Origin of the sequence: Nonomuraea sp. NPDC005650, from assembly GCF_040605375.1 — a bacterium.
In the GTDB taxonomy this organism is placed as follows: Bacteria; Actinomycetota; Actinomycetes; order Streptosporangiales; family Streptosporangiaceae; genus Nonomuraea.
On sequence record NZ_JBEXCR010000014.1, the window covers coordinates 232,948 to 255,339 of the forward strand.

Here is a 22,392-nt window from a genome sequence, read left to right on the forward strand (position 1 = left end):
AGGATAGAGGGCGTGAGCCTACTCGTTGACCGCCTGCCCGAAGACATCGACGCCGACCCCGACGCCATCTTCGACGCGTTCGTCCAGTGGAACGCGGAGCGGGGGCTCACCCTCTATCCCGCCCAGGAGGAGGCGCTCATCGAGGTCGTCTCCGGCAGCAACCTGATCCTGGCGACGCCGACCGGCTCGGGCAAGTCGCTGGTCGCCGCGGGCGCCCACTTCGCGGCGCTGACGCGCGACCAGCGCACCTTCTACACCGCGCCGATCAAGGCGCTGGTGTCGGAGAAGTTCTTCGACCTGTGCGCCGTCTTCGGCACCGAGAACGTCGGCATGATGACCGGCGACGCCAGCGTCAACCCGGGCGCGCCGATCATCTGCTGCACGGCCGAGATCCTCGCGAACGTGGCGCTGCGCGACGGCGCCGGGGCCGACATCGGCCAGGTCGTCATGGACGAGTTCCACTTCTACGCCGAGCCCGACCGCGGGTGGGCGTGGCAGGTGCCGATCCTGGAGCTGCCCGACGTGCAGTTCATCCTCATGTCGGCCACGCTCGGTGACGTGTCGATGTTCGAGCGTGACCTGACCAGGCGTACCGGCCGGCCGACGTCCGTGGTCAAGCACGCCGAGCGCCCGGTTCCGCTGGTCTACTCCTACCGGATGACTCCCCTGCACGAGACGCTGGAGGAGATGCTCAAGACCGGGCAGGCGCCGGTCTACGTCGTGCACTTCACGCAGGCGGCGGCGATGGAGCGGGCACAGGCCCTGATGTCCATCAACATGGCGACGAAGGCCGAGAAGGAGGCCATCGCCGCGATGATCGGGGGCTTCCGGTTCACGACGCGGTTCGGGCGGGCGCTGTCGCGGCTGGTGCGCCACGGCATCGGCGTGCACCACGCCGGGATGCTGCCGAAATACCGGCGGCTGGTGGAGCGGCTGGCCCAGTCGGGGCTGCTGAAGGTCATCTGCGGCACCGACACCCTCGGCGTCGGCGTCAACGTGCCGATCAGGACGGTGCTGTTCACCGCACTGTCCAAGTACGACGGCAACAAGGTGCGGCGGCTGCGCGCCCGGGAGTTCCACCAGATCGCGGGCCGCGCGGGCCGGGCCGGGTTCGACACCATCGGCTACGTCGCCTGCCAGGCCCCCGAGCACGACATCGAGAACGCCAAGGCCCTGGCCAAGATCGGCGACGACCCCAAGCGGCGGCGCGGCTACGCGCGCAAGAAGCCGCCGGAGGGGTTCGTGGGCTGGAGCGAGGACACCTTCCAGAAGCTCCAGGAGGCCGAGCCGGAGCCGCTCAACTCCCGGTTCAAGGTCAGCAACGCGATGCTGCTCGCGGTCATCAACCGGCCCGGCGACTGCTTCCAGGCGATGAAGCACCTGCTGACCGACAACCACGAGGACCGCAAGTGGCAGCGGCGGCACATCAGCCAGGCCATCGCGATCTACCGGTCGCTGCTGGCGGGCGGCATCGTCGAGCAGTTCGCCGAGCCCGACGAGCAGGGCAGGCGGGCCAGGCTGACGATCGAGCTGCAGGAGGACTTCGCGCTCAACCAGGCGCTGTCCACGTTCGCGCTGGCCGCCTTCGACCTGCTCGACCGCGAGTCGCCGTCGTACGCGCTCGACATCGTCTCGATCGTCGAGTCCATCCTCGACGACCCGCGGCAGATCCTGTCGGCGCAGCTGAAGAAGGCGCGCGGCGAGGCGGTCGCGGAGATGAAGGCCGACGGCATCGAGTACGAAGAGCGCATGGAGCAGCTGGCCGAGGTCATGTACCCGATGCCGCTGGAGGACCTGCTGCTCGGGGCCTACGAGACCTACCGGCGCGGGCATCCGTGGGTGGGCGACTACACGGTCAGCCCCAAGTCCGTCATCCGCGACATGTTCGAGCGGGCGATGACGTTCGGCGACTACATCCAGTTCTACGAGCTGACCAGGTCCGAGGGCACGGTCCTGCGCTATCTGGCCGACGCCTACCGGACGCTGTCGCGCACGGTGCCCGAGCACCTCAAGACCGAGGATCTGGTCGATCTGATCGAGTGGCTCGGCGAGCTGGTCCGCCAGGTCGACTCCTCGCTGATCGACGAGTGGGAGAACCTCACCAACCCGGCCGAGGCGCTGGAGCAGAAGGACCAGCTGGAGACCAAGGTTCGCCCGGTCACGGCCAACCCTCGGGCCTTCCGCGTGCTGGTGCGCAACGCGATGTTCCGGCTGGTCGAGCTGTGCGCCATCGAGAAGGAGGAGGAGCTAGAGGAGCTGGCTCCCGACGTCGACTGGGGCGCGGCGCTGGACGCGTACTACGCCGACCACGAGGAGATCTTCACCGACGCCGACGCGCGCGGGCCCGCGCTGCTGCGGATCGAGGAGGAGAGCGGGCTCTGGAAGGTCCGGCAGACGATCAAGGATCCGGCCGGCGACGGCGACTGGGGCATCGACGCCCAGGTGGATCTGGCCGCCTCCGACGAGGAGGGGCGCGCGGTCCTGCACGTGACCGGCCTCAACCGGCTCTGAAGCAACCGGGAAGCTGCGCTGGGGCTGCCCCCGAAGCCCAATGCAGCCCCAGAAAATGACAAGCCGTGTGCCGGAACGGACTGGCAAGGGCGCCCCGGCACACGCCTGTCGGAGTTAAGTGTCCTCGGTGAAACGTCGGAGTCGTGTCATGACAATGTCCCAAGATCGAGACATTTCCCACGATCAGCAGTCGGCAATGGTGCAGACCTTGGCGAGCATGCGCTTGGTGTCCTTGGTCTGCTGCTTGAAGTCGGCTGTGGCGGGCTTGCCCCACTCGCCTGCCACGGTGTAAAGGATCAGGGCGTTCCCGCGGCGGGTCACGACGGCCCGCTCGCCGCCGACGGCGGCCTTCTTACCCTGATATGCCTGGCCGGTGATCTTCAGCCCCTCGTCGCCGAGGGCCACGGCGGCGGCGGAGAAGCGGTAGCCGGACCGCGAGCAGGCGCGTGCGGCGGCGCCCAGATCGCGCAGGGCCTTGCCCGCGGCCTCGGCCGAGACGTAGAGGATCACCTGCTCGGACTTGGCGTAGTCGGGCACCGCGGTATAGGTGAGCGTCCTGGCCTGGGCGCGGCCGGACCGGGCGAGCGTGGCCTTCTGGCACGGGTTCACGACCAGGGGGGCGGTCTTCTTGCCGCTGGCCGTCCAGCTCGTCTCGGGGTTGTCGTCCTTCGTGGCCGCGGCCTTCTCGTACAGCAGGAAGTTGTTCGGGATGGCGAGCGCGGCCGCGACTAAGAGCGCTGGGATCATACGACAAAATGGTAGGGGTGAACGACGAAGACCTCAGGCGCGTGCTCGGCCTGCTCTCCCAGGACGACACGTTACGGACCTTCGCCTCGCTGGTGCTGGGCGAGGCCGACGGCCTGTCCCCCAAGACGCTGCGCAAGCTGGCCGGCGGCGGCCTGGCGGTGTGTGACGAGAGCGGCAAGTGGCGGGCCGCGCCCGAGCGGTTCAGGGAGCTGCTGCGGGCGCGGGCCGAGCCGGCGGAGGCGCTGAGCGCCGACGAGCGGGTGCTGCGCACGTTCCTCGTGGACGGGCGGCTGACGACCATGGGCATGCGCCGCGACAAGCGGCTCGTGGTGCTGCGCTACATCGCCACGCTGTTCGAGCCGGGCGTGCGCTACCCGGAGAAGGACGTGAACGTGACGCTGCGCGCCTTCCACGACGACTACGCGGCGCTGCGCCGCTACCTGGTGGACGAGGACCTGCTGTCCAGGGAGGGCAACGTCTACTGGCGCAGCGGCGGGCACGTAGAGGTCTAGTGGAGGTCTAACGGCGCAGGTTGCTGGTCCAGGCGTCCAGCTTGGCCTGCCAGCGCTCCGGGTCCTCCGGCCGCCCCGGCACGCCGGGCCGGGTCTGCCAGGGCAGCGGCCCCTCGGCGTGCCGATACTCCACGCCGATCGCCTCCAGCCGGGGCAGGTGCGCGGCCAGCCGCCGGCGGAAGTCGGCCAGGTCGCGCTCGGGCGGGCTCCACACCGTCTCGGAGAAGGCCGAGAGCCGGGGGAAGGCCATGTAGTCCGCGTGCCGGGCGGAGTCGATCAGCTCCGTCCACAGGCAGCACTGCGCGCCCAGCACGCGGTCGGCCGCCGGCTCGCCGCGCAGGTCGGCGGGCACGGGCTCGAAGGCGTAGACGTCCTCCAGCGTCAGCACCGTCCCGAACGGGACCGGCTCCTCCTCCCCCGGCCCCTGCCGGTAGTCGAGGTAGAGGCTGGTGTTCGAGCAGTTGACCACGTCGTGGCCGCGCCGGGCGGCGGCCACCGCGCCCAGCTCGCCGCGCCACGACGCGACCACCGCGCCCGGCGCGAGGCCGCCCTCCAGGATCTCGTCCCAGCCGACGAGCCGGCGGCCGCGCGCCGTCAGGTAGGCGTCGAACTGGTGGATGAACCAGCTCTGCAGCTCCTCCTCGTCCCGCAGCCCCAGCTCGGCGATGCGCCGCTGCGCCGCGGGGCTGGCCTTCCACTGGTCCTTGCGGCACTCGTCGCCGCCCAGCACGATGTACGGGCTGGGGAACAGCTCCAGCACCTCGTCCAGCACGTCCTGGAAGAACTTGATCGTGCCGTCCTCGACGTTGAGCACGTTGTCGCCGACGCCCCAGCTCGTGCGCACCTCCAGGGGCGTGTCCAGGTTGCCCAGCTCCGGGTAGGCGGCGATGGCGGCCTGGGTGTGGCCGGGCAGGTCGATCTCGGGGACCACCGTCACGTGCCGGGCGGCGGCGTAGGCGACGATCTCCCTGATGTCGTCCTGGGTGTAGTAGCCGCCGTGCGGGCGGCCGTCCATGGGGCCGTTCCAGCCGGTCTGGCTCTCCTTGCGCCACGCGCCGGCCTCGGTCAGCCTTGGGTGGCGGCGGATCTCGACCCGCCAGCCCTGGTCGTCGGTGAGGTGCAGGTGCAGCACGTTCAGCTTGTGCAGGGCCAGCAGGTCGATGAAGCGGAGCACGTCCCGCTTGACCATGAAGTGCCGGGCGACGTCGAGGAGGCCGCCGCGCCAGCCGAACCTCGGCGCGTCCTCGACGTACGCGCCGGGCACCTCGAAGGGGCCGTCCCCGGCCTTCCTGAAGGCGGCGGGCGGCAGGAGCTGCCGGAACGTCTGCGCCCCGTAGAAGGCCCCGGCGGGCCCGCCCGCGACGATCTCCACCGTCGAGCCGACGGTCAGCCGGTACGCCTCAGGCGGCAGGTCGCCGAGCGCCAGGGTGATCGTTCCCGAGCCCCCCGGCAGCAGCTCGCCACCGGTCACGGGGGCGAGCTCACCGCGCAGCCAGGCGGCCACCTCGCCGAGCGCCGGGTCGGCGGCGAGCGAGGTCTCGCGGTCGAGGACGAACACCTCTGGCCTGGGCTCGTGCATGACGGGCTTGGGAACGATCAACAACGGTATGTCCTTTCCTAATAGGAAACCTGCACATCCAATGGCCGCCCCGCCGTGCTGCCCGGTTGCGACCGTAGCGGCCGTTCGTGGCAGATTTCCTATTAGTTGCAGGTGATGGCGGCGTCGGCGAAGTCGGCGTGGTCGGAGGTCGCGTTGTCGCCTCCGTTGGTCGCGACCAGCCGGACATATCTGGCGCCCTCGACGGACGCGGTGACCTTGCGGGCGGGCATGGAGCCGGTGAGCACGCCCGAGTGGGCGACCCGGCCCCCGTCGGCCCAGACCTCGAAGTCGGCCGAGCCCGCCGCGCCGACCTCGTCGTCGATCCCGGCCTGGAACTCGACGGTCGAGCAGCGCCCGGCGAGGTAGTACTCGATCTCGGCGGGCGCGTGGGCGCCGAGGCCCTTGGCGTACGTGACGCCCTCGATGGTGATCGGCCTGCCGTCGCCGGCCGCCTTGTCACCGTTGCTGGTGTCCTTCTCGACCGGGCCGAAGTAGTTCTTGGCGCTGGTCCAGGCCACGTCGCTGAGAGAGGTCCGCCCCGGGCCCGGCGCCGTGGCGACCGTCACGACGGCCACGGCGGTCTGACCCGTGCCCTGGGTGCCCTGGGTGAAGGTGAGCTCGTAGTTCCCCGGCGTCGCGCCGGCGGGCGGGGTGACGGCCCACTTCACGGTGAGCGTCTCGCCGCCGTCGAGCCGCCGCGCCCTGGTGGGCGTGCGCGCGGCGGCCTGCCACCCGTCCGGTACGCGGGCCGCGACCTCGACGTCGCGCAGCCCGGCGGTGGCCCCGGTGTTCGTGACCCGGGTGATGATCTCGCCGGGTTTGCCCGGCTCCAGCACCGACGGCCGGTCGTCGCCGAGGAACCTGGGCGGGTCGGCCTCGAACGTCACCAGCGGCGGCGCCTGCTCGCGGCTCTCGCTCACCCGGTAGAGCAGGGCCGCGTGCGCCGGGACCTGGGCCGAGAGGTCGCCCTTGGACGAGGCGACCGCGCCGCTCCACAGCTCCTCGACCCGGTAACGGGACCCGCCGAGTGACGTCGAGACGGTGGCCGCCCGGTCGCTCTCGTTGAACAGCGCGACGGCCCGATCGCCGCCGGCCAGCGGCTTGGACAGCACGTGGTACCAGCCGTCGCTCTTGACGAACGTGCCGTGGACGCCCAGCGGGTCCTGGTTCACGGCGACGACCTTGGGGTTGGCCACGACCGAGGGCGGCGCGGCGGCCGGGTCGGCCTGCAGGATCAGCGGCGCGGCGCCGACGGCCCAGAGGGTGAACTGGGCGCGGTACTCGGTCTCGGTCATCCCGCCGCGCCCGGCCTGGATCAGGTCGGGGTCGGCCCAACTGCCCGGGCCCGCGTACTCGGCCCTGAGCTGGTTGGTCTCCCAGATGTCCACCATCGTGGCGTAGGTGTCGGGGATGGGACGGTTGTAGACGTTCGTCCGCCAGGTGGTGGCGCCCGCGCCCTTGCCCCAGAGCCACGGCACGGTGCTGCCGTCCTCGTTGTTCATGGCGAACACGACGTCCGGGCCGAGGGCCTGGCGCATGCGCGGGTAGAGGGCCTGGGCGATCTGCTGGACGTTCTGGCCGGGGAAGTCGGCGGCGGGGATGTTGCACCAGTCGTACTTGACGTAGTCGACGCCCCAGCCCTTGAGCTGCTCGGCGTCGGCGGCCTCGCTCTTGTACGAGCCTGGGCCGCCGCCGGAGCACGCCTTGGTGCCCGCCGACAGGCTGAGCCCCAGCTTCATTCCCTTGCCGTGGACGTAGTCGGCGAGGGCATTGACGCCGCCGGGGAAGCGGGTGGCGTCCGGGGCCAGGGCTCCGCCCGAGCGCTGCGTGGCCAGCCAGCAGTCGTCGACGATGACGTACCGGTAGCCGAGCGGGACGAGGGGCACGAGGGCGTCGGCGGCCTTGCGTACCGACGACTCCGAGACCGAGCAGCCGAGCGAGCGGCTGCTCCAGCCCATCGGCGGGCCGGCCGCCGCTTCGGCGGCGCCGGCTAAGGGCACGAAGGGCGCGGCGAGGAGGGCCGCCGCGGCGGCGGCCGTGAGGATGCGCATGGGAGTCCTGTCAGGCGGGGTTGAGTCTGGCGGCGCCCGGCTCGATGACGAAGGAGCCGGAGGTGTAGGCGGGGGCGTACGGCTCGGTGACGCGCGACAGGGACCGGAAGTCGACCTTCATCTCCTGCTGCGTGAGCTTGGCGCGCACGTAGCCCCGGCGGCCGTTGAAGAACTTGACGTGCGGGTTCTCGTCCAGCAGGACCTGGGTGTTGGGATACTCGTCCAGGCCGTTGCCGGCGCTCGTCACCGAGGTGGTGACCAGCTCGACGGCCACGGACTTCGACCCCGGGTCCTGGAAGTCGCGCTTGACCTCGCCGGCCCAGTGGCTGTGCACGTCGCCGGTGAGCACGACGGCGTTGCGCTTGTAGGTGTCGATGGCGGCCGTCAGGCGGTTGCGGGAGGCGACGTAGCCGTCCCAGCCCTCGTTGGAGTAGCCCTTGCCCTCGCCGTTCGTCCAGTCCATCTCCATCAGGAAGACCTGCTGGCCGAGCAGGTCCCAGGTGGCGCGCGAGCCCTTCAGCTCGCCGTCCAGCCACGCCTCCTGGTCGCGGCCCAGGATCGTGCGGTTGGGCTCCAGGCGGTCGAGGCAGTCGGGGCCGACGGTGCCGCTCTTGCCGGTGCACGCGTACAGGTCGCGGTACTGGCGGGTGTCGAGCAGGTGCAGGTTGGCCACCGCGCCCCAGCGGATGCTGCGGTGGAGCTTGAGCGCCGGCCCGTTCGGCTTCTGGGCGCGGCGCAGCGGCATGTTCTCGTAGTACGCCTGGAAGGCGGCGGCCCGGCGGGCGAGGAACGGCGGGTCGGGCTGCTCGGGCACGTCTCCGGCCCAGGCGTTCTCGATGTCGTGGTCGTCCCACACCACGACCCAGGGGGCGATGGCGTGGGCCAGCTGCGACTCGGGGTCGGCCTTGTGCTGGGCGTGCCGTAACCGGTATCCGGCCAGGTCGAAGCACTCGCCGCCGGCCTGGTCGCGGACCGGGTACTTGTAGTCGCCGTACTCGTAGATGTAGTCGCCGAGGAAGGCGATGAGGTCGGGCTGGTCCTCGGCCATCCTGCGGTACGGCGTGAACCAGCCCACCTGGTAGTCGGCGCAGGAGGTGAACGACAGGTTCAGGGCACGGGTGCGGGCGCCGGGTGCGGGGGCGGTGAGGGTGCGGCCGACGGGGCTGAGCTCGCCCTCGGCCTTGAAGCGGTAGAAGTACTCCGCGCCCGGTTGGAGGCCGTCGAGCTCGACGTGCACGCTGTGGGCCGCGTCGGTGCGGGCGACCTCGGCACCGCTTCGTACGACGTGCCGGAAGTTCTCGTCCTTGGCGATCTGCCACTGGACCGGCACCGGGCGGTCGGGCATGCCGCCGAGGCCGTCGAGGGCGATCGGGTTCATGGCGAGCCGGGTCCACAGGACCACGCCGCCGGGCGTGGGGTCGCCCGAGGCGACGCCGAGCTGGAAGGGGTCGGAGAGAGGGGCGCGCCGGACGGCCGCGCGCACGGGTTCGGCACCCAGTGCGGCGGAAATGCCCAGGCTCGCGCCCCCGGCGAACAGAGAACGCCGGGTGATCATGGGGGTCCTCACTTGACGGTGGCGTTGCCTTCGGCCACGGCCTGGTCGGCGGCGGCCTTCGGGGTGAGCTTGCCGAGGTACATCTCGTTGAAGATCTGGTTGAGCTTGGTCTCGAAGCCGGTGAAGCCGGTGGTGACCGGCAGCGGGAAGGTCGAGCCCGTGGATTCCTGCTCGAAGGGCGTGACGTCGATCTTCTTGGCCTTCCAGTAGTCGACGTAGCCCTGGCTGAGGCCGTTGAGCGCGGGGAAGACGTAGCCGCCGTCAGCCATCATCTTCTGGGGCTCCTGGGTGCCGAGGTATTCGGCCAGCTTCATGGCCTCCTTGGGGTGCTTGCTCTTGGCGTAGACGGCCTCGGCCAGGCCGTTCAGGTTGACCGAGCGGCCCTGCGGCCCCTCTGGCATGGCCGCGACGCCCATCTCGAACGTGGCCTCCGGCGCCACGAACGGCAGCAGCGCGTTGTTGGCGGGGAACATCGCGACCTTGCCCGCCTTGAACATGTCGGTGATGTTGCCGGTGGGCGGGTTCGTCTGGGTGGCGGGCGGGGCGACGTGGTGCTTGTTGACCAGGTCCACGCCGAACTGCAGCGCCTCGACCGACGCCGGGTCGTTGAAGGCGTACTTGCCGAAGGGCTTGTCGACGAGCTTGCCGCCGTTCGAGCTGACCCAGTTCATCCACTGCGTCTGGTAGTGGTTCCAGGAGGCGAAGCCGTACGTCTTGACCTTGGCCGGGTCGAAGCCCGCGTCGCCGGGGTGCTTGCCGGCCTCGTCCACGGTGAGCTTGCGCGCGGTGTCGAGCAGGCTGCCGGTGCCGTCCTTGGCCCAGGTCAGCTTCTCGGGCATCTCGACGCCGGCCTGCTTGAACAGGTCCTTGTTGTAGAGCAGGCCGACGATGCCCCAGTCCTTCGGGACGCCGTACAGCTTGTTCTCGTAGGTGAAGGAGCCGACGACGGTCTGGTGGTACTTCGACGCATCCACCTGCACCGGCGACAGGACGCCCTTGGTGACGTACTCGGGGAACTGGGTGGGGGTCATCCAGAACACGTCCGGCGCGGTGCCCGCGACGACGTCGGCGGTGAGCTTCGTCCAGTACTGGTCGTACGGCAGCAGTTCGATGTTGACGTGGATGCCGGGGTTGGCCTTCTCGAAGGCGGCCATGACCTTCTCGTAGCCGACCTTCTGCTGGTCGTCCCAGAGCCGGTACGTCAACGTGACCTGGTCCGACCCGCCGCCGCCCGAGCCGGAGCCGCAGGAGGTGAGGGCGAGCAGGGCGGCGCCGAGCAGCGCCCAGCGAATCGGGGGGTTGCGCAACATTCGCTGACCTCTTCTTACTTGAGACCCGTGAGGACCACGGACCTGACGATGTGCTTCTGGAAGAAGACGAAGATGGCCACCATCGGCACCAGCGCGATCAGGCTGCCGGCCATCATGAGGTTGTAGTCGACGCCGATGCCCTGCCTGAGCGTGGCGATGGCCACCGTGATGACCTTGGTGTCGTCGCCGCTCGTGATGATCAGCGGCCAGAGGAAGCTGTTCCAGGACGAGATCACGGTGATGATCGCCAGCGTGCCGAGCGCCGGGCGGCAGAGCGGGAGCATGACGCGCAGGAGGATCGTCAGCGGGCCCGCCCCGTCGATCCGCGCCGCCTCCTCCAGGCCGGCGGGCAGGGTCTTGAAGAACTGCCGCATCAGGAAGATCCCGTACGGGGTGCCGAGCACGTACGGGGCGAGCAGGCCGTACCAGGTGTTGACCAGGTCGAGCTGCCGCATGATCAGGAACAGCGGGATCATGGTGACGGCGCTGGGCACCATCATCGTGGCCACGAACAGCCAGAACAGCGCGTCCCTGCCCCTGAACCGGAGCCGGGCGAACGCGTACGCGGCGAACGTGGTGAACACCAGCTGCCCGGCCGTCAGCAGCGCCGTCATCACGGCCGTGTTGAGCAGGTAGCGGGGGAAGTCGCCGGCCAGCATCTTCGCCAGGTTGTCCGTGGTCGGCGGCAGCCCCGGCAGCCACGGGGCGGTCTCGCTGAGCTGCCCCTGCGTCTTGAACGCGGTCAGGACCACGAGCAGATACGGAAACACGGACACGAACGCACCGATGGCGAGCACGGCGTACAGGAGGATTCGCTTGGCCACGGGTCTCTCAGCTCTCTCAGCTCAGGTCGTAGGTGGTGCGCTTGCCGAAGAACCTGACCTGCGCCGTCGTCACCAGGAAGATGATCACGAAGAGCAGCGTCGACAGCGTGGCCGCGTAGCCGAAGTCGAACTCCTTGAACGCGGTCTGGTAGATCCGGAAGTTGAGCACCTCGGTGGTGTGGCTGGGGCCGCCGTCCGTCATCGCGAACACCGTGTCGAACACCTGGAAGGCGCCGATCAGGTTCGTCACGCTGACGAAGAACATCGTGGGGTTGAGCAGCGGCAGCGTGACCCGCCAGAACCGCTGGGCCGAGGTCGCGCCGTCGGTCTCGGCCGCGTCGTGCAGCTCCTTCGGGATGCCCTGCAGGCCGGCCAGGAAGAACAGCATGTTGTAGCCGGTGTACTGCCAGATGCTGACCAGCGCGACGGCGGGCAGCGCCCATGTGGGGTCGGACAGCCAGTCGGGGCCGGTGACGCCGACCACCGCGAGCGCGCTGTTGATGGCGCCGTCACGGGGGTCGAAGATCCAGTTCCAGATCAGGGCGAGGACGATGGGCGTGGCCATCCACGGGACGACGAAGAGCGAGCGGTAGAACCTGACGCCCTTGATGCGCTGGTTGAGCAGCAGGGCCAGGGCCAGGGCCAGCACGGTCTGGAGCGGGATGCACAGCAGGACGTACGCGACCGTCACCCCGAGCGAGTGCCACGCCTGCCCGTCGCCCGCCAGCCGCCGGTAGTTGTCGAACCCGACGAACTCGGGGGACGAGAGCAGCTCCCAGTCGAAGAGGCTGAGGACGAGCACGATGAGCATCGGGAGCAGGAGGAACGCGATCACCCCGAGGAGGCTGGGGCCGACGAAGAGGTACGCGTACCAGCCGCTCCCCCGCCCGCGCCGCCTCCCGGCCACCTTGACCTCCGCCACCAGGCCCCTCCGCGCGGTGCGGCCGGTCACCCCGGGTCCGTCGCCGGCGGTGCGGCTCGTCACGCCGGGTCCGTCGCCGGCGGTGCGGCTGGTCACGACGGCTCCGTCGTCGTCGGCACCATGAGCCGCCTGGTCGTCTCCAGGCCCCAGTCGTCCAGCGCCGCGATCGGGTCGCTCGACCCGCGCAGGCCGCCCGTGGCGGCGAGGTGCGCGGCCCACTCCTCGCGCGCCTCCACCTCGGGGCGCAGGATGATGCAGTCGGGGTCGTTCACCCACCAGCGGGCGTGCAGGAACTCTCGGGCCGCGCCGGTGAGCCGGGCCCCGAGCTGGGACGGCTGGCTGATGTCGCCGGACCTGGGCTGCACGGTCGGCGCGATGTCCGGGCTGACCCGCATGATGTCCACCAGGCCGATGCTGGGCAGCATGGGCGCGCCGCACCCGTGCAGGGTCGCCTCCGCGCCGGCGCCCCGGCGGATCAGCTCCAGGCCGCGCCGGTACGCGGCGATCGGGTCGAGGTCCTCATGCCGCCCGCCCGCGAGGGCTCCCGCGTAGACGAAGTCGAGCTTGAAGTGGCTGATGCCCATGGCGCCGAACGTGCGGAAGACCTCGACGAGATGCTCGGCCGCCTCCGGGTGGGTGACGTCGAGCACGGCCAGCTCCTGGTCCCACATGCGCCCGGCGTACGCGCCCCGGACCAGCCAGTCGGGGTGCTCGCGGAAGATCCGGCTGCGGTGGCCGACGAGGAACGGCGCGGTCCAGATCCCGGCCCGCCGCCCGGCGCCGGTGACGGCGTCCACGGCCCGTGCCAGCGAGCCGAACTCCGGCCGCCCCTCCAGCCAGTCGCCGATCTCGGCCTCGTAGCCGTCGTCGATGAGGAACATGTCGGCGCCCAGGCCGAGGCGTTCGGACTGCCGGAGGTTCTCGATGACGTCGGCGTCGGTGACCTTGTCCCAGTAGCCGTACCAGGTGCACCACATGGGCGGGACGGCGGGGAACGTGCGCTTTCCCGCCATGGTGTCCGCCCAGTCGCGGAGGGCCTGGTCCAGGCCGCCTTCGGCGCGGTGGTGGCGTACCGGGCCGTCGGCGGAGACCACCAGGCGGTCGCCCTCCGCGCGCGCCCTGATCGAGGGCACCCGCAGGGGGCTCGGCGCGGACCAGAGCTCGACGGAGCCGTCGCCCGGCTCGACGGCGAGCAGCCCCTCGCCCTGGAACACCCCCGGGGGGATGGGGGTCTCGGGGCGGTAGGCGAGGATCTGGATGGTCTCGTCGGCGGGCCGGGGCGGGGCGTCCGTCAGGCGGTACGCGCCGGTGGGGCTCCACGACTGCCAGCCGTGCTCGAACACCCGCGCCTTGCCAGGGCCGCACCTGATCTCGCCGATGTCTTCGAACGACATCCTCAATCCTCTCGACTTACGAAGGAGCGCTTCATTAGTAGCACCGGCGCTCTCGCGGGGTCAATGACGGGTTTTTACTGAAATAACAGCAGATGGAGGCGGCGCGTACAGCCGTCGATCGCTGGCATAATCTCTGGTTACAGAGGAGACCTACTTAAGGACTGAGGACGGCGATGGCGGACGTTCGCGGCGGCGACCTGTCCCGGCTGCGGCAGCTCAACTCGCTGACGGCCATCCGGGAGCTGCGCAGGGCGGGGGCGCTCACCCTGTCGGCGCTCGCCGAGCGCACCGGCCTGTCCCGCCCGTCCATGAAGGAGGTCACCGACGAGCTCATGGGGCTGGGCTGGGTGGTGGAGGTGCCGCCGAGCCCCGGCACGATGGGCCGGCCGGCCCGCCGCTACCGCTTCCGCGCCGACAGCGGCTACCTGGTCGGGGTGGACATAGGGGGTCACAACATCCGCGCGGCCCTGTCCGACCTGGACGGCGAGATCCTCGCCGAGACCCGGCAGCCGGTGCTGCCCGAGGACTCCGTCGAGGAGCGCCTGGCCGCGATCGAACGCGCCGTCTCCGGCTGCCTGGCGCTCAGCCGTACGTCGGTCTCCGACCTGTGGCTGATCTCGGTGGGCACCGTCGGCGTGATCGACGTCGAGGGGCGCGTCATCTACTCGGCCGCCGTGCCGGCCTGGCGCGACCTCGACCTCGCGGGCAGGCTGCGCGAGATGTTCCCCTGCCAGATCCTCATCGAGAACGACAGCCGCCTGGCCGCCATGGCCGAGACCCGGCGCGGGGTGGCCAAGGGCGCCAAGGACGTGGTGTTCCTGCACGTCGGCCGGCGCATGGGAGCCGGGCTGATCATCGGCGGGAAGGTGCACCGGGGGTTCGGGGCGGCGGCCGGGGAGATCTCCATGCTGCCCGAGGCCCGCTGGTTCGACCCCGCCGAACACCTCAACACCTGCCCGTCCCTCCCCGAGGGCACCCCGCCCGAGGACGCGGCCGGGTGGACGCTGGCCGCCGCCCGCAACGGCGACCCGGTGGCGCTCGCCGCAGTGGAGCGGTACGTGGACGATCTGGCGGTGGGCACGGCCGCGATGGTGCTCATCCTGGACCCGCAGATGGTGGTGCTGGGGGGCGGCTTCTCCCGGTCGTCCGACGTGCTGCTGGAGCGGCTGCGGGTGCGCTTGGAGCGTACGTGCATGCGGATGCCGGAGGTGCGGGCCTCCACGCTGGGGGACGAGTGCGTGGTGGTGGGCGCCATCGACTACGCGGTCGACCACCTGGACGACCAGCTCTTCACCCCCGACAAGGGCCCCCTCCCCGTCACCCGCTGATCCCCCTCCACCCACGGCCCCGCACCGCGACCGGCGATCAGGGGTGGGTGCGGAGGCGGGCGCGGTAGTCGCGGGGCGGCAGGCCGTACTCGCGCCGGAAAGCCCGGCTGAAGTGGAACGGGCTGACAAAGCCGGACGCCGCCGCCACCTGCCCCACGTCCAGGTCCGTCACCTCCAGCAGGCTCGCCGCGTGCCGCACCCGAGCCTCCCGGACGGCCTGCATCGGGCTGCGCCCGGTCTCGGCGGTGAACAGGTGGGCGAAGCGGGACGGCGAGAGCGCGACGGCCCGCGCGAGTGAGGCGACCGAATGCGGCGCGCCGGGCTCGGCGGCGATGAGGGCGAGCACCCGGCGTACGCGCTCGTCGCCCTCCTCCGGCCGCCGCGCCCCCTCGGGCCGGGCGGAGGCGGTGGCCAGGACGAGCGCCTCCTCGACGGCCCCCAGCACCAGCTCCCGCGCCGGCCCCGCCACCACGACGGCGGGCACCCGCACCTCGGCGGCGCCCGCCCCCGAACCGGACGCCTCAGCGGGAGGAGCCGTGTCGGGCGGGGGCGCGTCCGGCACCCATCGGGCGTCCTGGAGCGCGCGCTCGAACGCCAGCCCCATCCGCCCATGCACGCCCGCCGGCACGCCCCCGACCAGATGGCACCCGTCCCCCCGGGCGAACGGCCCCAGCCAGGCCGTCCACGAGGGGCGGGGCTGGAAGTGCACCCACCAGAACCGCCACCGCTCCGCCCCCGGCAGCACCCGGTAGTACTGCGACACCCCGGACCCGAGCACCACCAGGTCCCCGGCCCGGGCCGCGAAAGACGCCCCACCCTGCTCCACGAGCCCCGCCCCCGCCTCCGTCCACAGCAGCAGCCAGCTCGGGGAGCCGGCGGGGCGGCGCGTGGCGTACCCGGGCGCCTTGTCGTAGTGGCCGACGATCGTCAGCTCGGCAGCAGGAACAGACATGTCCTCAGCGGTCACAGGCATACCGTTCCCCGATCCCGGTATCTAGCGTGGGAAACATGAGGCTCAACGACTTCCACGATCAGGGGTACGTGATCGTGCCCGGTCTCCTCGCTCCGGAGGAGGTGGCCGAGTTGCGCGACGAGTTCATGGCGCTGCACGCCAAGGGGCCGATCCCAGGTCACTTCTCCCCGCAGCCACAGGAACCCGGCCGGCCGTACGACATCCTTCGCGACTATCCACGGATCATGCACCCCCATCAGGTGAACGGTCTGGCCCTGCGGTATCTGCTCGACACCCGCATCGCCGCGATTCTCCGCGACATCCTAGGAGAGGAGCCGATAGCAGCCCAGAGCATGTTCTACTTCAAGCCGCCGGGCGCCAGGGGCCAGGCGCTGCATCAGGACAACTTCTACCTCCGGGTGGAGCCGGGCACGTGCGTGGCCGCGTGGGTGGCGCTCGACCGCGTGGACCGGGCGAACGGCGGCCTGGAGGTCGTGCCGGGGACGCATCTCATGGACCTGTTCTGCCCGGAGGAGGCGGACCAGGACATCTCCTTCACCAGGGAGTACGTGCCGCCGCCGCCCGGCCTGGCGAAGGTGCCGGTCGACATGGAGCCGGGGGACGTGCTGTTCTTCAACGGCAGCCTGGTGCACGGGTCGGAGCCGAACAGCACGGCCGACCGGTTCAGGCGCAGCTACATCTGCCATTACGTGGGGCGCTCGGCCGAGCGGATCGCCGAGTACTACCCGACGCTCACGATGTCGGGCGAGCCCGTCCGGCTGGAGGCGTCCGTCGGCGGCGGCCCCTGCGGCACCGAGGCCACCGGACCGCACTAGGTCACGAGCATCGAACCGTATGCTGTACGGTATGGCGTACGACATCGATGCGAGAGGACGAAGTGTGGACATGACGGCGAAGTGGCGGGCCGGGGTCGCGGGCATTGGCGTGATCGCGGCCCTGACGGCGGGGACGGGGGCCGCGGCGGCCTCCAGCTCCGGCTCCAAGCCCGGCTCCCCAGGCTGCGAGCAGGTCTCCGTGGCCGTGCCGCTCACCGCGGGCGGCCCGCTGGACCAGCGGGTGGCCGGCACCCTCTGCCGCCCCCGCGGCGGCGCCCGGGCGATCCAGATCCTGGTCCCCGGCGGCACGTACGACCGGACCTACTGGCTACGACGCGGCGGGGACGGGCCGTCGTTCGCCGAGACCATGGTCCGGGGCGGGTACGCCGTCCTGGCGATCGACCGGCTCGGGTCCGGCCGCAGCTCCTGGCCGTCCGGGACCGCCATGCGGCCGGACAGCCACCAGGCCTCGCTCCTCCAGGTGGTGCTCGCGGCCCGCCAGGGCAAGCTCGACGGGCAGCGATACCGGCGCGTGGTGGCCGTGGGCAACTCCGTCGGCTCCTCGATCATCCGCGGCGTCCAGATCCGCCATCCGGACGCGCTGGACGGCATCATCCTGACCGGCGAGTCCAGCACCCCGAACGAGCGCGCCTTCGAGGAGTTCGCCGGGGCGATCCACCCGGCCGCCCAGGACCCGCGCCTGGCCTCGCGCAAGCTGGACGAGGCGTACTACACCACCCGGCCCGGCACCCGCACCGACTGGTTCTACCACCGGCCGGGCGCGCGACCCGCGGTCATCTCACGCGACGAGGCGACCAAGGAACCGGACACCTTCCTGGAGTCCCTCCCGCCCGTCTCCGACAACCGCCTCATCCGCGTACCCACCATGATCATGGTCGGCCAGTACGACCGGCTGCTCTGCGGCGAGGGCGCCACGGACTGCACGAGCACGGCGGCGCTGCAGGCGCAGCAGAAGCGCTGGTACCCGAACACGCCCATGGAGGCGACGCTGATCCCCGGCACCGGTCACGTGCTCACCCTCCACCGCACCGCCCCGGCCTCGTCCGCCCAGGCCCTCGACTGGGTCCGGCGCAACATCCGCTGATCCCGCGGTCAACCGCCGGAGATGTCGGACTCCGCGTCTCCGTCGGGGACCACGCAGTCCCAGGGGTCGTCCAGCCAGCCGTCCGGCAGCAGCACCTTGGTCCGCTCCCCCGACTTCCCCCGGGGCGTGTCGGTGTTCGGCGGCCACGGCTGGTCGTGCTCCAGCTTCGCCAGCCCCTCGCGCAGCCCGTCGAGAGACTCGGCCGTGGCCAGCTCCCGCCGTAGCTCGCTCCCGACGGTGAACCCCTTCAGATACCACCCGACGTGCTTGCGGAAGTCGGCGACGGCGTAACGCTCGATGTCGAAGCACTCGGTCAGCCCTTCGGCGTGCCTGGCCATCACCTCGGCGACCTCGCCGAGCGTGGGCCGGGCCCGCTCGGGGCCGCCGTTGAACGCGTTCTCCAGATCCTTGAACAGCCACGGCCGCCCCAGGCACCCCCGCCCGACCACGACCCCGTCGCACCCCGTGCGCGCCACCATCCGCAGGGCGTCGTCGGCGCACCAGATGTCGCCGTTCCCCAGCACGGGGATCTCCGGCACGGCCTCCTTGAGCCGGGCGATGGCCTCCCAGTCGGCCACGCCCCCGTAGTGCTGCTTGGCCGTACGGGCGTGCAGCGCGATCGCCGCGACACCCTCCTCGGCCGCGATCCGCCCCGCGTCGAGATAGGTCAGGTGATCGTCGTCGATCCCCTTGCGCATCTTCATCGTGACGGGCAACGACCCCGCGCTGGCCACCGCCTCCCGCAGGATCCGCCGCAGCAGATTCCTCTTGTACGGCAGCGCGGACCCGCCCCCGCGCCTGGTCACCTTGGGCACGGGGCAGCCGAAGTTGAGGTCGACGTGGTCGGCCAGGTCCTCCTCGGCGATCATCTTGACCGCCCGGCCCACGATGCCGGGGTCCACCCCGTACAGCTGGATGCTCCTGGGCCGCTCCGACTCCGCGAACCTGATCATCCGCAGCGTCTTCGGATTGCGCTCGACCAGCGCGCGCGTCGTGATCATCTCGCAGACGAACAGCCCCGCGCCCTGCTCTCTGCACAGCACCCGGAACGGCGCGTTCGTGATGCCCGCCATCGGCGCCAGCACCACGGGCGGCCAAACCCCAATCGGCCCAATCTTCACTCCGTCAGTTGTAGCGCAGGTCAGGCCGTAACAGGTATTCGCAGATAGTCTGTTATTCGCATCTTCAGGGGAGGGATGGATGCTTCTTCGCGTACGCGTCGCGCTGCCCGACAAGCCGGGTTCACTCGCTCAGGTGACCAAGGCGCTGGGGGCGTCGGGGGCCGACATCACGCAGGTCACCGTGCTCGACCGGGGCGCCGGCACGGCCGTCGACGACATCACGGTCTTCTGCGCGGAGAGCACACCCCGGCAGTCGCTGGTCAAGAGCCTGGAGACGGTGGAGGGCGTGGCGGTCGAGGGCATCTGGACCACCAGGGAGGCGCCGGGCACGTACCCTGAGCTGGAGATCCTCAAGTACATCACCACGGCGGGCGACCGCGCTCTGACCACGCTCATCGACTCCCTCCCCGTCCTGTTCAGCGCCGACTGGGCCGCCACGACGGCCGGGCAGCGCGTCGTCTACGCCAGCTGGCGCGCCCCCAAGGACCTGGTCGTCCCGGAGGACACGCCGTCCCGCCCGACGGCCCTCACCTTCGAGGAGGGGCTGCACGTCATCCACGCCCCGCTGCCGCCCCTGGCCCTCGCCCTGCTCCTGGCCCGCTCGGAAGGCCCCGCCTTCCACCGCATCGAGGTCCACCGCCTCACCCGCATCCTGGAGATCTTCCTCAGCCTGCCCGCCACGGAGCGGAGCGTGGCACGCCAGCTCCGCAAGTAGCCGAACGCGGCCCAGCGGTCACCATCCGGTCGGCAGACGCGCTAGAGTTGTTCAGGCAGCAACGCGGAAGTGGCTCAGTGGTAGAGCATCACCTTGCCAAGGTGAGGGTCGCGGGTTCGAATCCCGTCTTCCGCTCGGCGAGATCGACTCGGTGGCGTGGCCGAGAGGCGAGGCAGCGGCCTGCAAAGCCGTCCACACGGGTTCAAATCCCGTCGCCACCTCACTGGACGATTAGCTCAGCGGGAGAGCGCTTCCCTGACACGGAAGAGGTCACTGGTTCAATCCCAGTATCGTCCACCAGGCTCCATAGCGGATCAGGTCTGACCTGGTCAAACAGGAGTTATAGCCCCAGCTCGCGGCACATGCCGGGAGTCTGGGGCTTCTTGTTGTTCGGGATTGATCATGGTTGTTGTCAGCACCGGTGCCGACATTGTGCTGACCCTGGGAGCGGCTTTGCGGCAAAGCTCTTGACGTCGGTCGGCATAACGCTGAACTTCCAGGTTGTGGATGAGAAATCCCTAGCAACTAGCTCGGACGGTCAGCCCATGCGGCTACGGTTCGTGGGCAGCCCGACGACCTCGCATGGATGAGCGGATGGCCGGACCTCATGAGGCACCACGCTGGACAGGGCCGAACCGTCCGGCGCGTTCGGGTGGTGTCACGCCCATTCTCCGACTACACCCGGTTCAGTATGTCCGTGGCTCGCCACAGCATCCCGGCCGGCGACCAGATCCACTACCTCGACCGCGTGGAGGCCGAACGACTCGGCCTCCCCTATTCCGATTGGTGGTTGTTCGACGACCAGCGCCTCGCACTGCTTCACCTGGACGAGGAAGATGTTCTCCATGGCGCAGAGATCATCACAGATCCGGAGATCATCGCGAGGCACCGCAAGTGGCGTGACGTTGCATGGCGTAGCGCGGTTCCCCTTGAGGAGTTCGTGAACCTCGGTGCGTGACATAGCCCGAGCCCGCCTTGCAATGGGGCAAGAGCTCAAAGAACTACGACTGGATGCACGGCTGACCGGGCGGCAGCTTGCCGCCCGCTTCGGCTGGCAGGCATCCAAAATTTCTAAGATCGAAGGCGGCAAGCAGACCCCGTCAGAGGACGACATTCGGGCCTGGTGCGAAGCGACCGGTCGGCCTGAGAAGGCGACCTCCCTCATCGTCTCACTCCGCGCCATGGAGACTCTCTACGGCGAATGGCGGCGGCAGCTCAGGCTTGGCACAGCGACCCGGCAGAAGTCCTGGGCTGAGATGGAAGCGGAAACCAAACACTTCCGAGTGTTCGAGGCGGTATTGATTCCCGGCCTCCTCCAGACCAGCGAATACGCACGGCTTCGCCTCTCCCAGGTGATCGCCTTCCACGGCATCCCGAACGATCTCGAAGACGGCCTGGCCACCCGGATGCGCCGTCAGGAGATCCTCTACGCGCGAGACAAGTCCTTCCACTTCGTCATCTTGGAAGCCGCTCTCCGTCTTGGCATGGCTCCCCCCGACATCATGCTCGATCAATTGGAGCGACTTATAGCCGTGTCGCTCATGCCGCGAGTCCGGCTCGGCATCGTGCCACTGAACGCCCAGCTACCCTTCGCACCCCAGCACGGGTTCTGGATCTTCGACGAGCGCGCAGTTCACGTTGAGACGGTGGCCGCAGAGCTGACACTGACGCTTCCCGAGGAAGTAGCGCAGTATGTGCGCCTGTTCGATTGGTTCGCCAAGGCGGCCCAGTACGGACAACAGGCACGGCAGATCATCACCAAGTCCATGGAGGCTCGCGCCGAAGGTGCTTGAGGTTCCCGCCCTGCTTCCATAGATGCGCTCATTCGAGCAATTCCGAGCAACTTCCTTGTTAGTGCTCGCTGTTGCTCTTAGCGTCGAGACATGGCCCGCAAACACAGAACATCATCGGCTGACGACCTGCTATGCCAGCCGATACCGGAGGAGGAGGCGGCAGCGCAGAACGCGGCCCTTGACCGGGTTCTGGAGCATCTGACGACCGCAGGCATCCATGCCCAACTGATCAAGCGGATTGCCGACCGATGCGCGATCAAGCGCTGGGGCGTGTAGGCGCCGGGAACGAGCCCTCGGCCGACAGGGTTGAAGTCGTACCGGCGTCCCTGCCCAGGCGCGTTGCCTTCCTGGTGGCGCAGAACGCGGCGGTTCCTCCGATGCCGAAGGGATGCCATGGCTCGGCGATCAGTCCTTAGCCCCGAGCATCAGCGCGGCGTGAACGATAGGTGCCCGCAAGGGGGTCCGTCGTGAGGGGGTACACCACCGTCCCGTACACGATCGCCTACGCCAACGAGCTGGTCGAGGATCCGATCGGCTTCGAGTGGCACAACGACGAACTCCGCTTGGCCTACCTCCATCATCCCCGGCGGAGCGACTGGATCAACGGCGTCCTGCGGGGTCGGTCGCTGGACCTGCGCGACAGGCCGGAAGCGCGCGGCTCCGAGCGCATGCGGAAGCTCAACGTCCTGCGCCAATGGAAGTGCATGGACGACCTGCTGTGCCAGGTGTGCGGCAAGCCCGCGACCGACTCGGATACGGGCCGGACCCCGTGGCTCCTCGTGGAGACGGTGTTCGAGGCCACGGGCACAGACTCCGGCCGGACGAACGCTCCACCGACCTGCTGGAGCTGCATCCCCAAGGCACTGCAAGAGTGCCCCATGCTCCAGGACAAGGCCACGCTCTGCACGGTGGAGACAGCCCTCAGCGCAGGCGTCCTGGCGGATCTGTACCGACCCATCACTCCCGACTTGCCCAGGCTCTGGAAGCACAACGTGTACGTGGCCTGGGACGCCATCCGATACCACCCGTTCGCGCTCGCTGCCGCCCAGGTGGTCGAGCTGCACGGCATGAGACCCATAGACGCCCGCAGCTAGGCGAGCCTGTCCTCCGCTTAGC

At 69.9% G+C, this 22,392-nt stretch carries 19 protein-coding genes, 3 tRNA genes and 1 pseudogene; 13 read left to right on the forward strand and 10 right to left on the reverse strand.

Annotation, left to right across the window (positions count from 1 at the left end; genetic code table 11):
• Window positions 1-3 precede the first annotated feature (3 nt).
• A complete protein-coding gene (locus tag ABZS69_RS25215) occupies window positions 4-2,511 on the forward strand; it encodes a DUF3516 domain-containing protein (RefSeq protein WP_355376887.1) in 2,508 nt (835 codons plus the stop codon).
• Window positions 2,512-2,694: 183 nt separating this feature from the next.
• Here the strand turns inward: ABZS69_RS25215 and ABZS69_RS25220 are convergent, their stop codons facing one another.
• Window positions 2,695-3,258, reverse strand: coding sequence for a hypothetical protein (locus tag ABZS69_RS25220; RefSeq protein ID WP_355376773.1), 564 nt, complete (start codon window positions 3,256-3,258; stop codon window positions 2,695-2,697).
• Window positions 3,259-3,266: 8 nt separating this feature from the next.
• Between ABZS69_RS25220 and ABZS69_RS25225 the strand changes: the two genes are divergently transcribed.
• Window positions 3,267-3,770, forward strand: a complete 504-nt coding sequence (locus tag ABZS69_RS25225; RefSeq protein ID WP_355376775.1) for a DUF2087 domain-containing protein — start codon at window positions 3,267-3,269, stop codon at window positions 3,768-3,770.
• 7 nt (window positions 3,771-3,777) lie between these two features.
• On the opposite strand, the gene ABZS69_RS25230 is transcribed toward ABZS69_RS25225, so the two are convergent.
• The 7 genes from ABZS69_RS25230 to ABZS69_RS25260 all read right to left on the reverse strand — a co-directional run bounded on the left by ABZS69_RS25230 (window position 3,778) and on the right by ABZS69_RS25260 (window position 13,426).
• A complete protein-coding gene (locus tag ABZS69_RS25230) occupies window positions 3,778-5,367 on the reverse strand; it encodes a beta-N-acetylhexosaminidase (RefSeq protein WP_355376889.1) in 1,590 nt (529 codons plus the stop codon).
• Window positions 5,368-5,471: 104 nt separating this feature from the next.
• On the reverse strand, window positions 5,472-7,421 hold the full coding sequence (locus ABZS69_RS25235; protein WP_355376777.1) for an NPCBM/NEW2 domain-containing protein: 1,950 nt from the start codon (window positions 7,419-7,421) through the stop codon (window positions 5,472-5,474).
• 10 nt (window positions 7,422-7,431) lie between these two features.
• Complete coding sequence (locus ABZS69_RS25240) at window positions 7,432-8,976, reverse strand: alkaline phosphatase D family protein (protein ID WP_355376778.1); 1,545 nt, start codon at window positions 8,974-8,976, stop codon at window positions 7,432-7,434.
• A gap of 8 nt (window positions 8,977-8,984) precedes the next feature.
• A complete protein-coding gene (locus tag ABZS69_RS25245; protein ID WP_355376780.1) occupies window positions 8,985-10,286 on the reverse strand; it encodes a sugar ABC transporter substrate-binding protein in 1,302 nt (433 codons plus the stop codon).
• A gap of 14 nt (window positions 10,287-10,300) precedes the next feature.
• On the reverse strand, window positions 10,301-11,110 hold the full coding sequence (locus tag ABZS69_RS25250; RefSeq protein ID WP_355376782.1) for a carbohydrate ABC transporter permease: 810 nt from the start codon (window positions 11,108-11,110) through the stop codon (window positions 10,301-10,303).
• A 16-nt stretch (window positions 11,111-11,126) separates the two neighbouring features.
• Window positions 11,127-12,128, reverse strand: coding sequence for a sugar ABC transporter permease (locus ABZS69_RS25255; RefSeq protein WP_355376784.1), 1,002 nt, complete (start codon window positions 12,126-12,128; stop codon window positions 11,127-11,129).
• Window positions 12,125-13,426: a glycoside hydrolase family 36 protein gene (locus ABZS69_RS25260; RefSeq protein WP_355376786.1), complete on the reverse strand. Its 1,302-nt coding sequence runs from the start codon at window positions 13,424-13,426 to the stop codon at window positions 12,125-12,127. The genes ABZS69_RS25255 and ABZS69_RS25260 overlap by 4 nt, the downstream gene beginning before the upstream one ends.
• A 173-nt stretch (window positions 13,427-13,599) precedes the next feature.
• Between ABZS69_RS25260 and ABZS69_RS25265 the strand changes: the two genes are divergently transcribed.
• Complete coding sequence (locus tag ABZS69_RS25265; protein WP_355376787.1) at window positions 13,600-14,754, forward strand: ROK family protein; 1,155 nt, start codon at window positions 13,600-13,602, stop codon at window positions 14,752-14,754.
• A 37-nt stretch (window positions 14,755-14,791) separates the two neighbouring features.
• Here ABZS69_RS25265 and ABZS69_RS25270 read toward each other — a convergent pair whose 3' ends face one another.
• Window positions 14,792-15,706, reverse strand: a complete 915-nt coding sequence (locus ABZS69_RS25270; protein ID WP_355376789.1) for an AraC family transcriptional regulator — start codon at window positions 15,704-15,706, stop codon at window positions 14,792-14,794.
• A 56-nt stretch (window positions 15,707-15,762) separates the two neighbouring features.
• Here ABZS69_RS25270 and ABZS69_RS25275 point away from each other — a divergent pair, with 56 nt between their 5' ends.
• Window positions 15,763-16,542, forward strand: a complete 780-nt coding sequence (locus ABZS69_RS25275) for a phytanoyl-CoA dioxygenase family protein (protein ID WP_355376791.1) — start codon at window positions 15,763-15,765, stop codon at window positions 16,540-16,542.
• A 31-nt stretch (window positions 16,543-16,573) separates the two neighbouring features.
• Window positions 16,574-17,647, forward strand: coding sequence for an alpha/beta hydrolase (locus ABZS69_RS25280; protein ID WP_355376793.1), 1,074 nt, complete (start codon window positions 16,574-16,576; stop codon window positions 17,645-17,647).
• 8 nt (window positions 17,648-17,655) lie between these two features.
• On the opposite strand, the gene dusB is transcribed toward ABZS69_RS25280, so the two are convergent.
• Complete coding sequence (dusB, locus tag ABZS69_RS25285) at window positions 17,656-18,768, reverse strand: tRNA dihydrouridine synthase DusB (protein ID WP_355376794.1); 1,113 nt, start codon at window positions 18,766-18,768, stop codon at window positions 17,656-17,658.
• 79 nt (window positions 18,769-18,847) lie between these two features.
• Between dusB and ABZS69_RS25290 the strand changes: the two genes are divergently transcribed.
• From ABZS69_RS25290 to ABZS69_RS25325, 8 genes and pseudogenes are all read left to right on the forward strand, one after another.
• On the forward strand, window positions 18,848-19,483 hold the full coding sequence (locus ABZS69_RS25290; protein ID WP_355376796.1) for an ACT domain-containing protein: 636 nt from the start codon (window positions 18,848-18,850) through the stop codon (window positions 19,481-19,483).
• Between the two features lie 63 nt (window positions 19,484-19,546).
• Window positions 19,547-19,618, forward strand: a tRNA-Gly gene (locus ABZS69_RS25295).
• A 15-nt stretch (window positions 19,619-19,633) separates the two neighbouring features.
• Window positions 19,634-19,704, forward strand: a tRNA-Cys gene (locus ABZS69_RS25300).
• Between the two features lie 4 nt (window positions 19,705-19,708).
• A tRNA-Val gene (locus ABZS69_RS25305) sits at window positions 19,709-19,783 on the forward strand.
• Window positions 19,784-20,051: 268 nt separating this feature from the next.
• Window positions 20,052-20,441 (forward strand): annotated as a pseudogene (locus ABZS69_RS25310) (DUF6879 family protein); the annotation flags it as partial.
• The gene (locus tag ABZS69_RS25315) at window positions 20,434-21,276 is read left to right on the forward strand and encodes a helix-turn-helix transcriptional regulator (protein WP_355376797.1); all 843 of its coding nucleotides are present in this window, start codon (window positions 20,434-20,436) and stop codon (window positions 21,274-21,276) included. The pseudogene ABZS69_RS25310 and the gene ABZS69_RS25315, both read left to right, overlap by 8 nt.
• A gap of 90 nt (window positions 21,277-21,366) precedes the next feature.
• A complete protein-coding gene (locus ABZS69_RS25320; protein WP_355376799.1) occupies window positions 21,367-21,552 on the forward strand; it encodes a hypothetical protein in 186 nt (61 codons plus the stop codon).
• Between the two features lie 191 nt (window positions 21,553-21,743).
• Window positions 21,744-22,370, forward strand: coding sequence for a hypothetical protein (locus ABZS69_RS25325; protein ID WP_355376801.1), 627 nt, complete (start codon window positions 21,744-21,746; stop codon window positions 22,368-22,370).
• The last annotated feature ends 22 nt before the right edge of the window (window positions 22,371-22,392 follow it).

Excerpts from the sequence above, each read along its gene's own strand:
- ABZS69_RS25235 (WP_355376777.1), bottom strand. The coding sequence starts at position 7,421 with ATGCGCATCCTCACGGCCGCCGCCGCGGCGGCCCTCCTCGCCGCGCCC.
- ABZS69_RS25320 (WP_355376799.1), top strand. The coding sequence starts at position 21,367 with ATGGCCCGCAAACACAGAACATCATCGGCTGACGACCTGCTATGCCAG.
- ABZS69_RS25280 (WP_355376793.1), top strand. The coding sequence starts at position 16,574 with ATGGCGTACGACATCGATGCGAGAGGACGAAGTGTGGACATGACGGCG.
- ABZS69_RS25270 (WP_355376789.1), bottom strand. The coding sequence starts at position 15,706 with ATGTCTGTTCCTGCTGCCGAGCTGACGATCGTCGGCCACTACGACAAG.
- ABZS69_RS25275 (WP_355376791.1), top strand. The coding sequence starts at position 15,763 with ATGAGGCTCAACGACTTCCACGATCAGGGGTACGTGATCGTGCCCGGT.
- ABZS69_RS25240 (WP_355376778.1), bottom strand. The coding sequence starts at position 8,976 with ATGATCACCCGGCGTTCTCTGTTCGCCGGGGGCGCGAGCCTGGGCATT.
- ABZS69_RS25220 (WP_355376773.1), bottom strand. The coding sequence starts at position 3,258 with ATGATCCCAGCGCTCTTAGTCGCGGCCGCGCTCGCCATCCCGAACAAC.
- ABZS69_RS25225 (WP_355376775.1), top strand. The coding sequence starts at position 3,267 with ATGGTAGGGGTGAACGACGAAGACCTCAGGCGCGTGCTCGGCCTGCTC.
- ABZS69_RS25260 (WP_355376786.1), bottom strand. The coding sequence starts at position 13,426 with ATGTCGTTCGAAGACATCGGCGAGATCAGGTGCGGCCCTGGCAAGGCG.
- ABZS69_RS25290 (WP_355376796.1), top strand. The coding sequence starts at position 18,848 with ATGCTTCTTCGCGTACGCGTCGCGCTGCCCGACAAGCCGGGTTCACTC.
- ABZS69_RS25245 (WP_355376780.1), bottom strand. The coding sequence starts at position 10,286 with ATGTTGCGCAACCCCCCGATTCGCTGGGCGCTGCTCGGCGCCGCCCTG.
- ABZS69_RS25265 (WP_355376787.1), top strand. The coding sequence starts at position 13,600 with ATGGCGGACGTTCGCGGCGGCGACCTGTCCCGGCTGCGGCAGCTCAAC.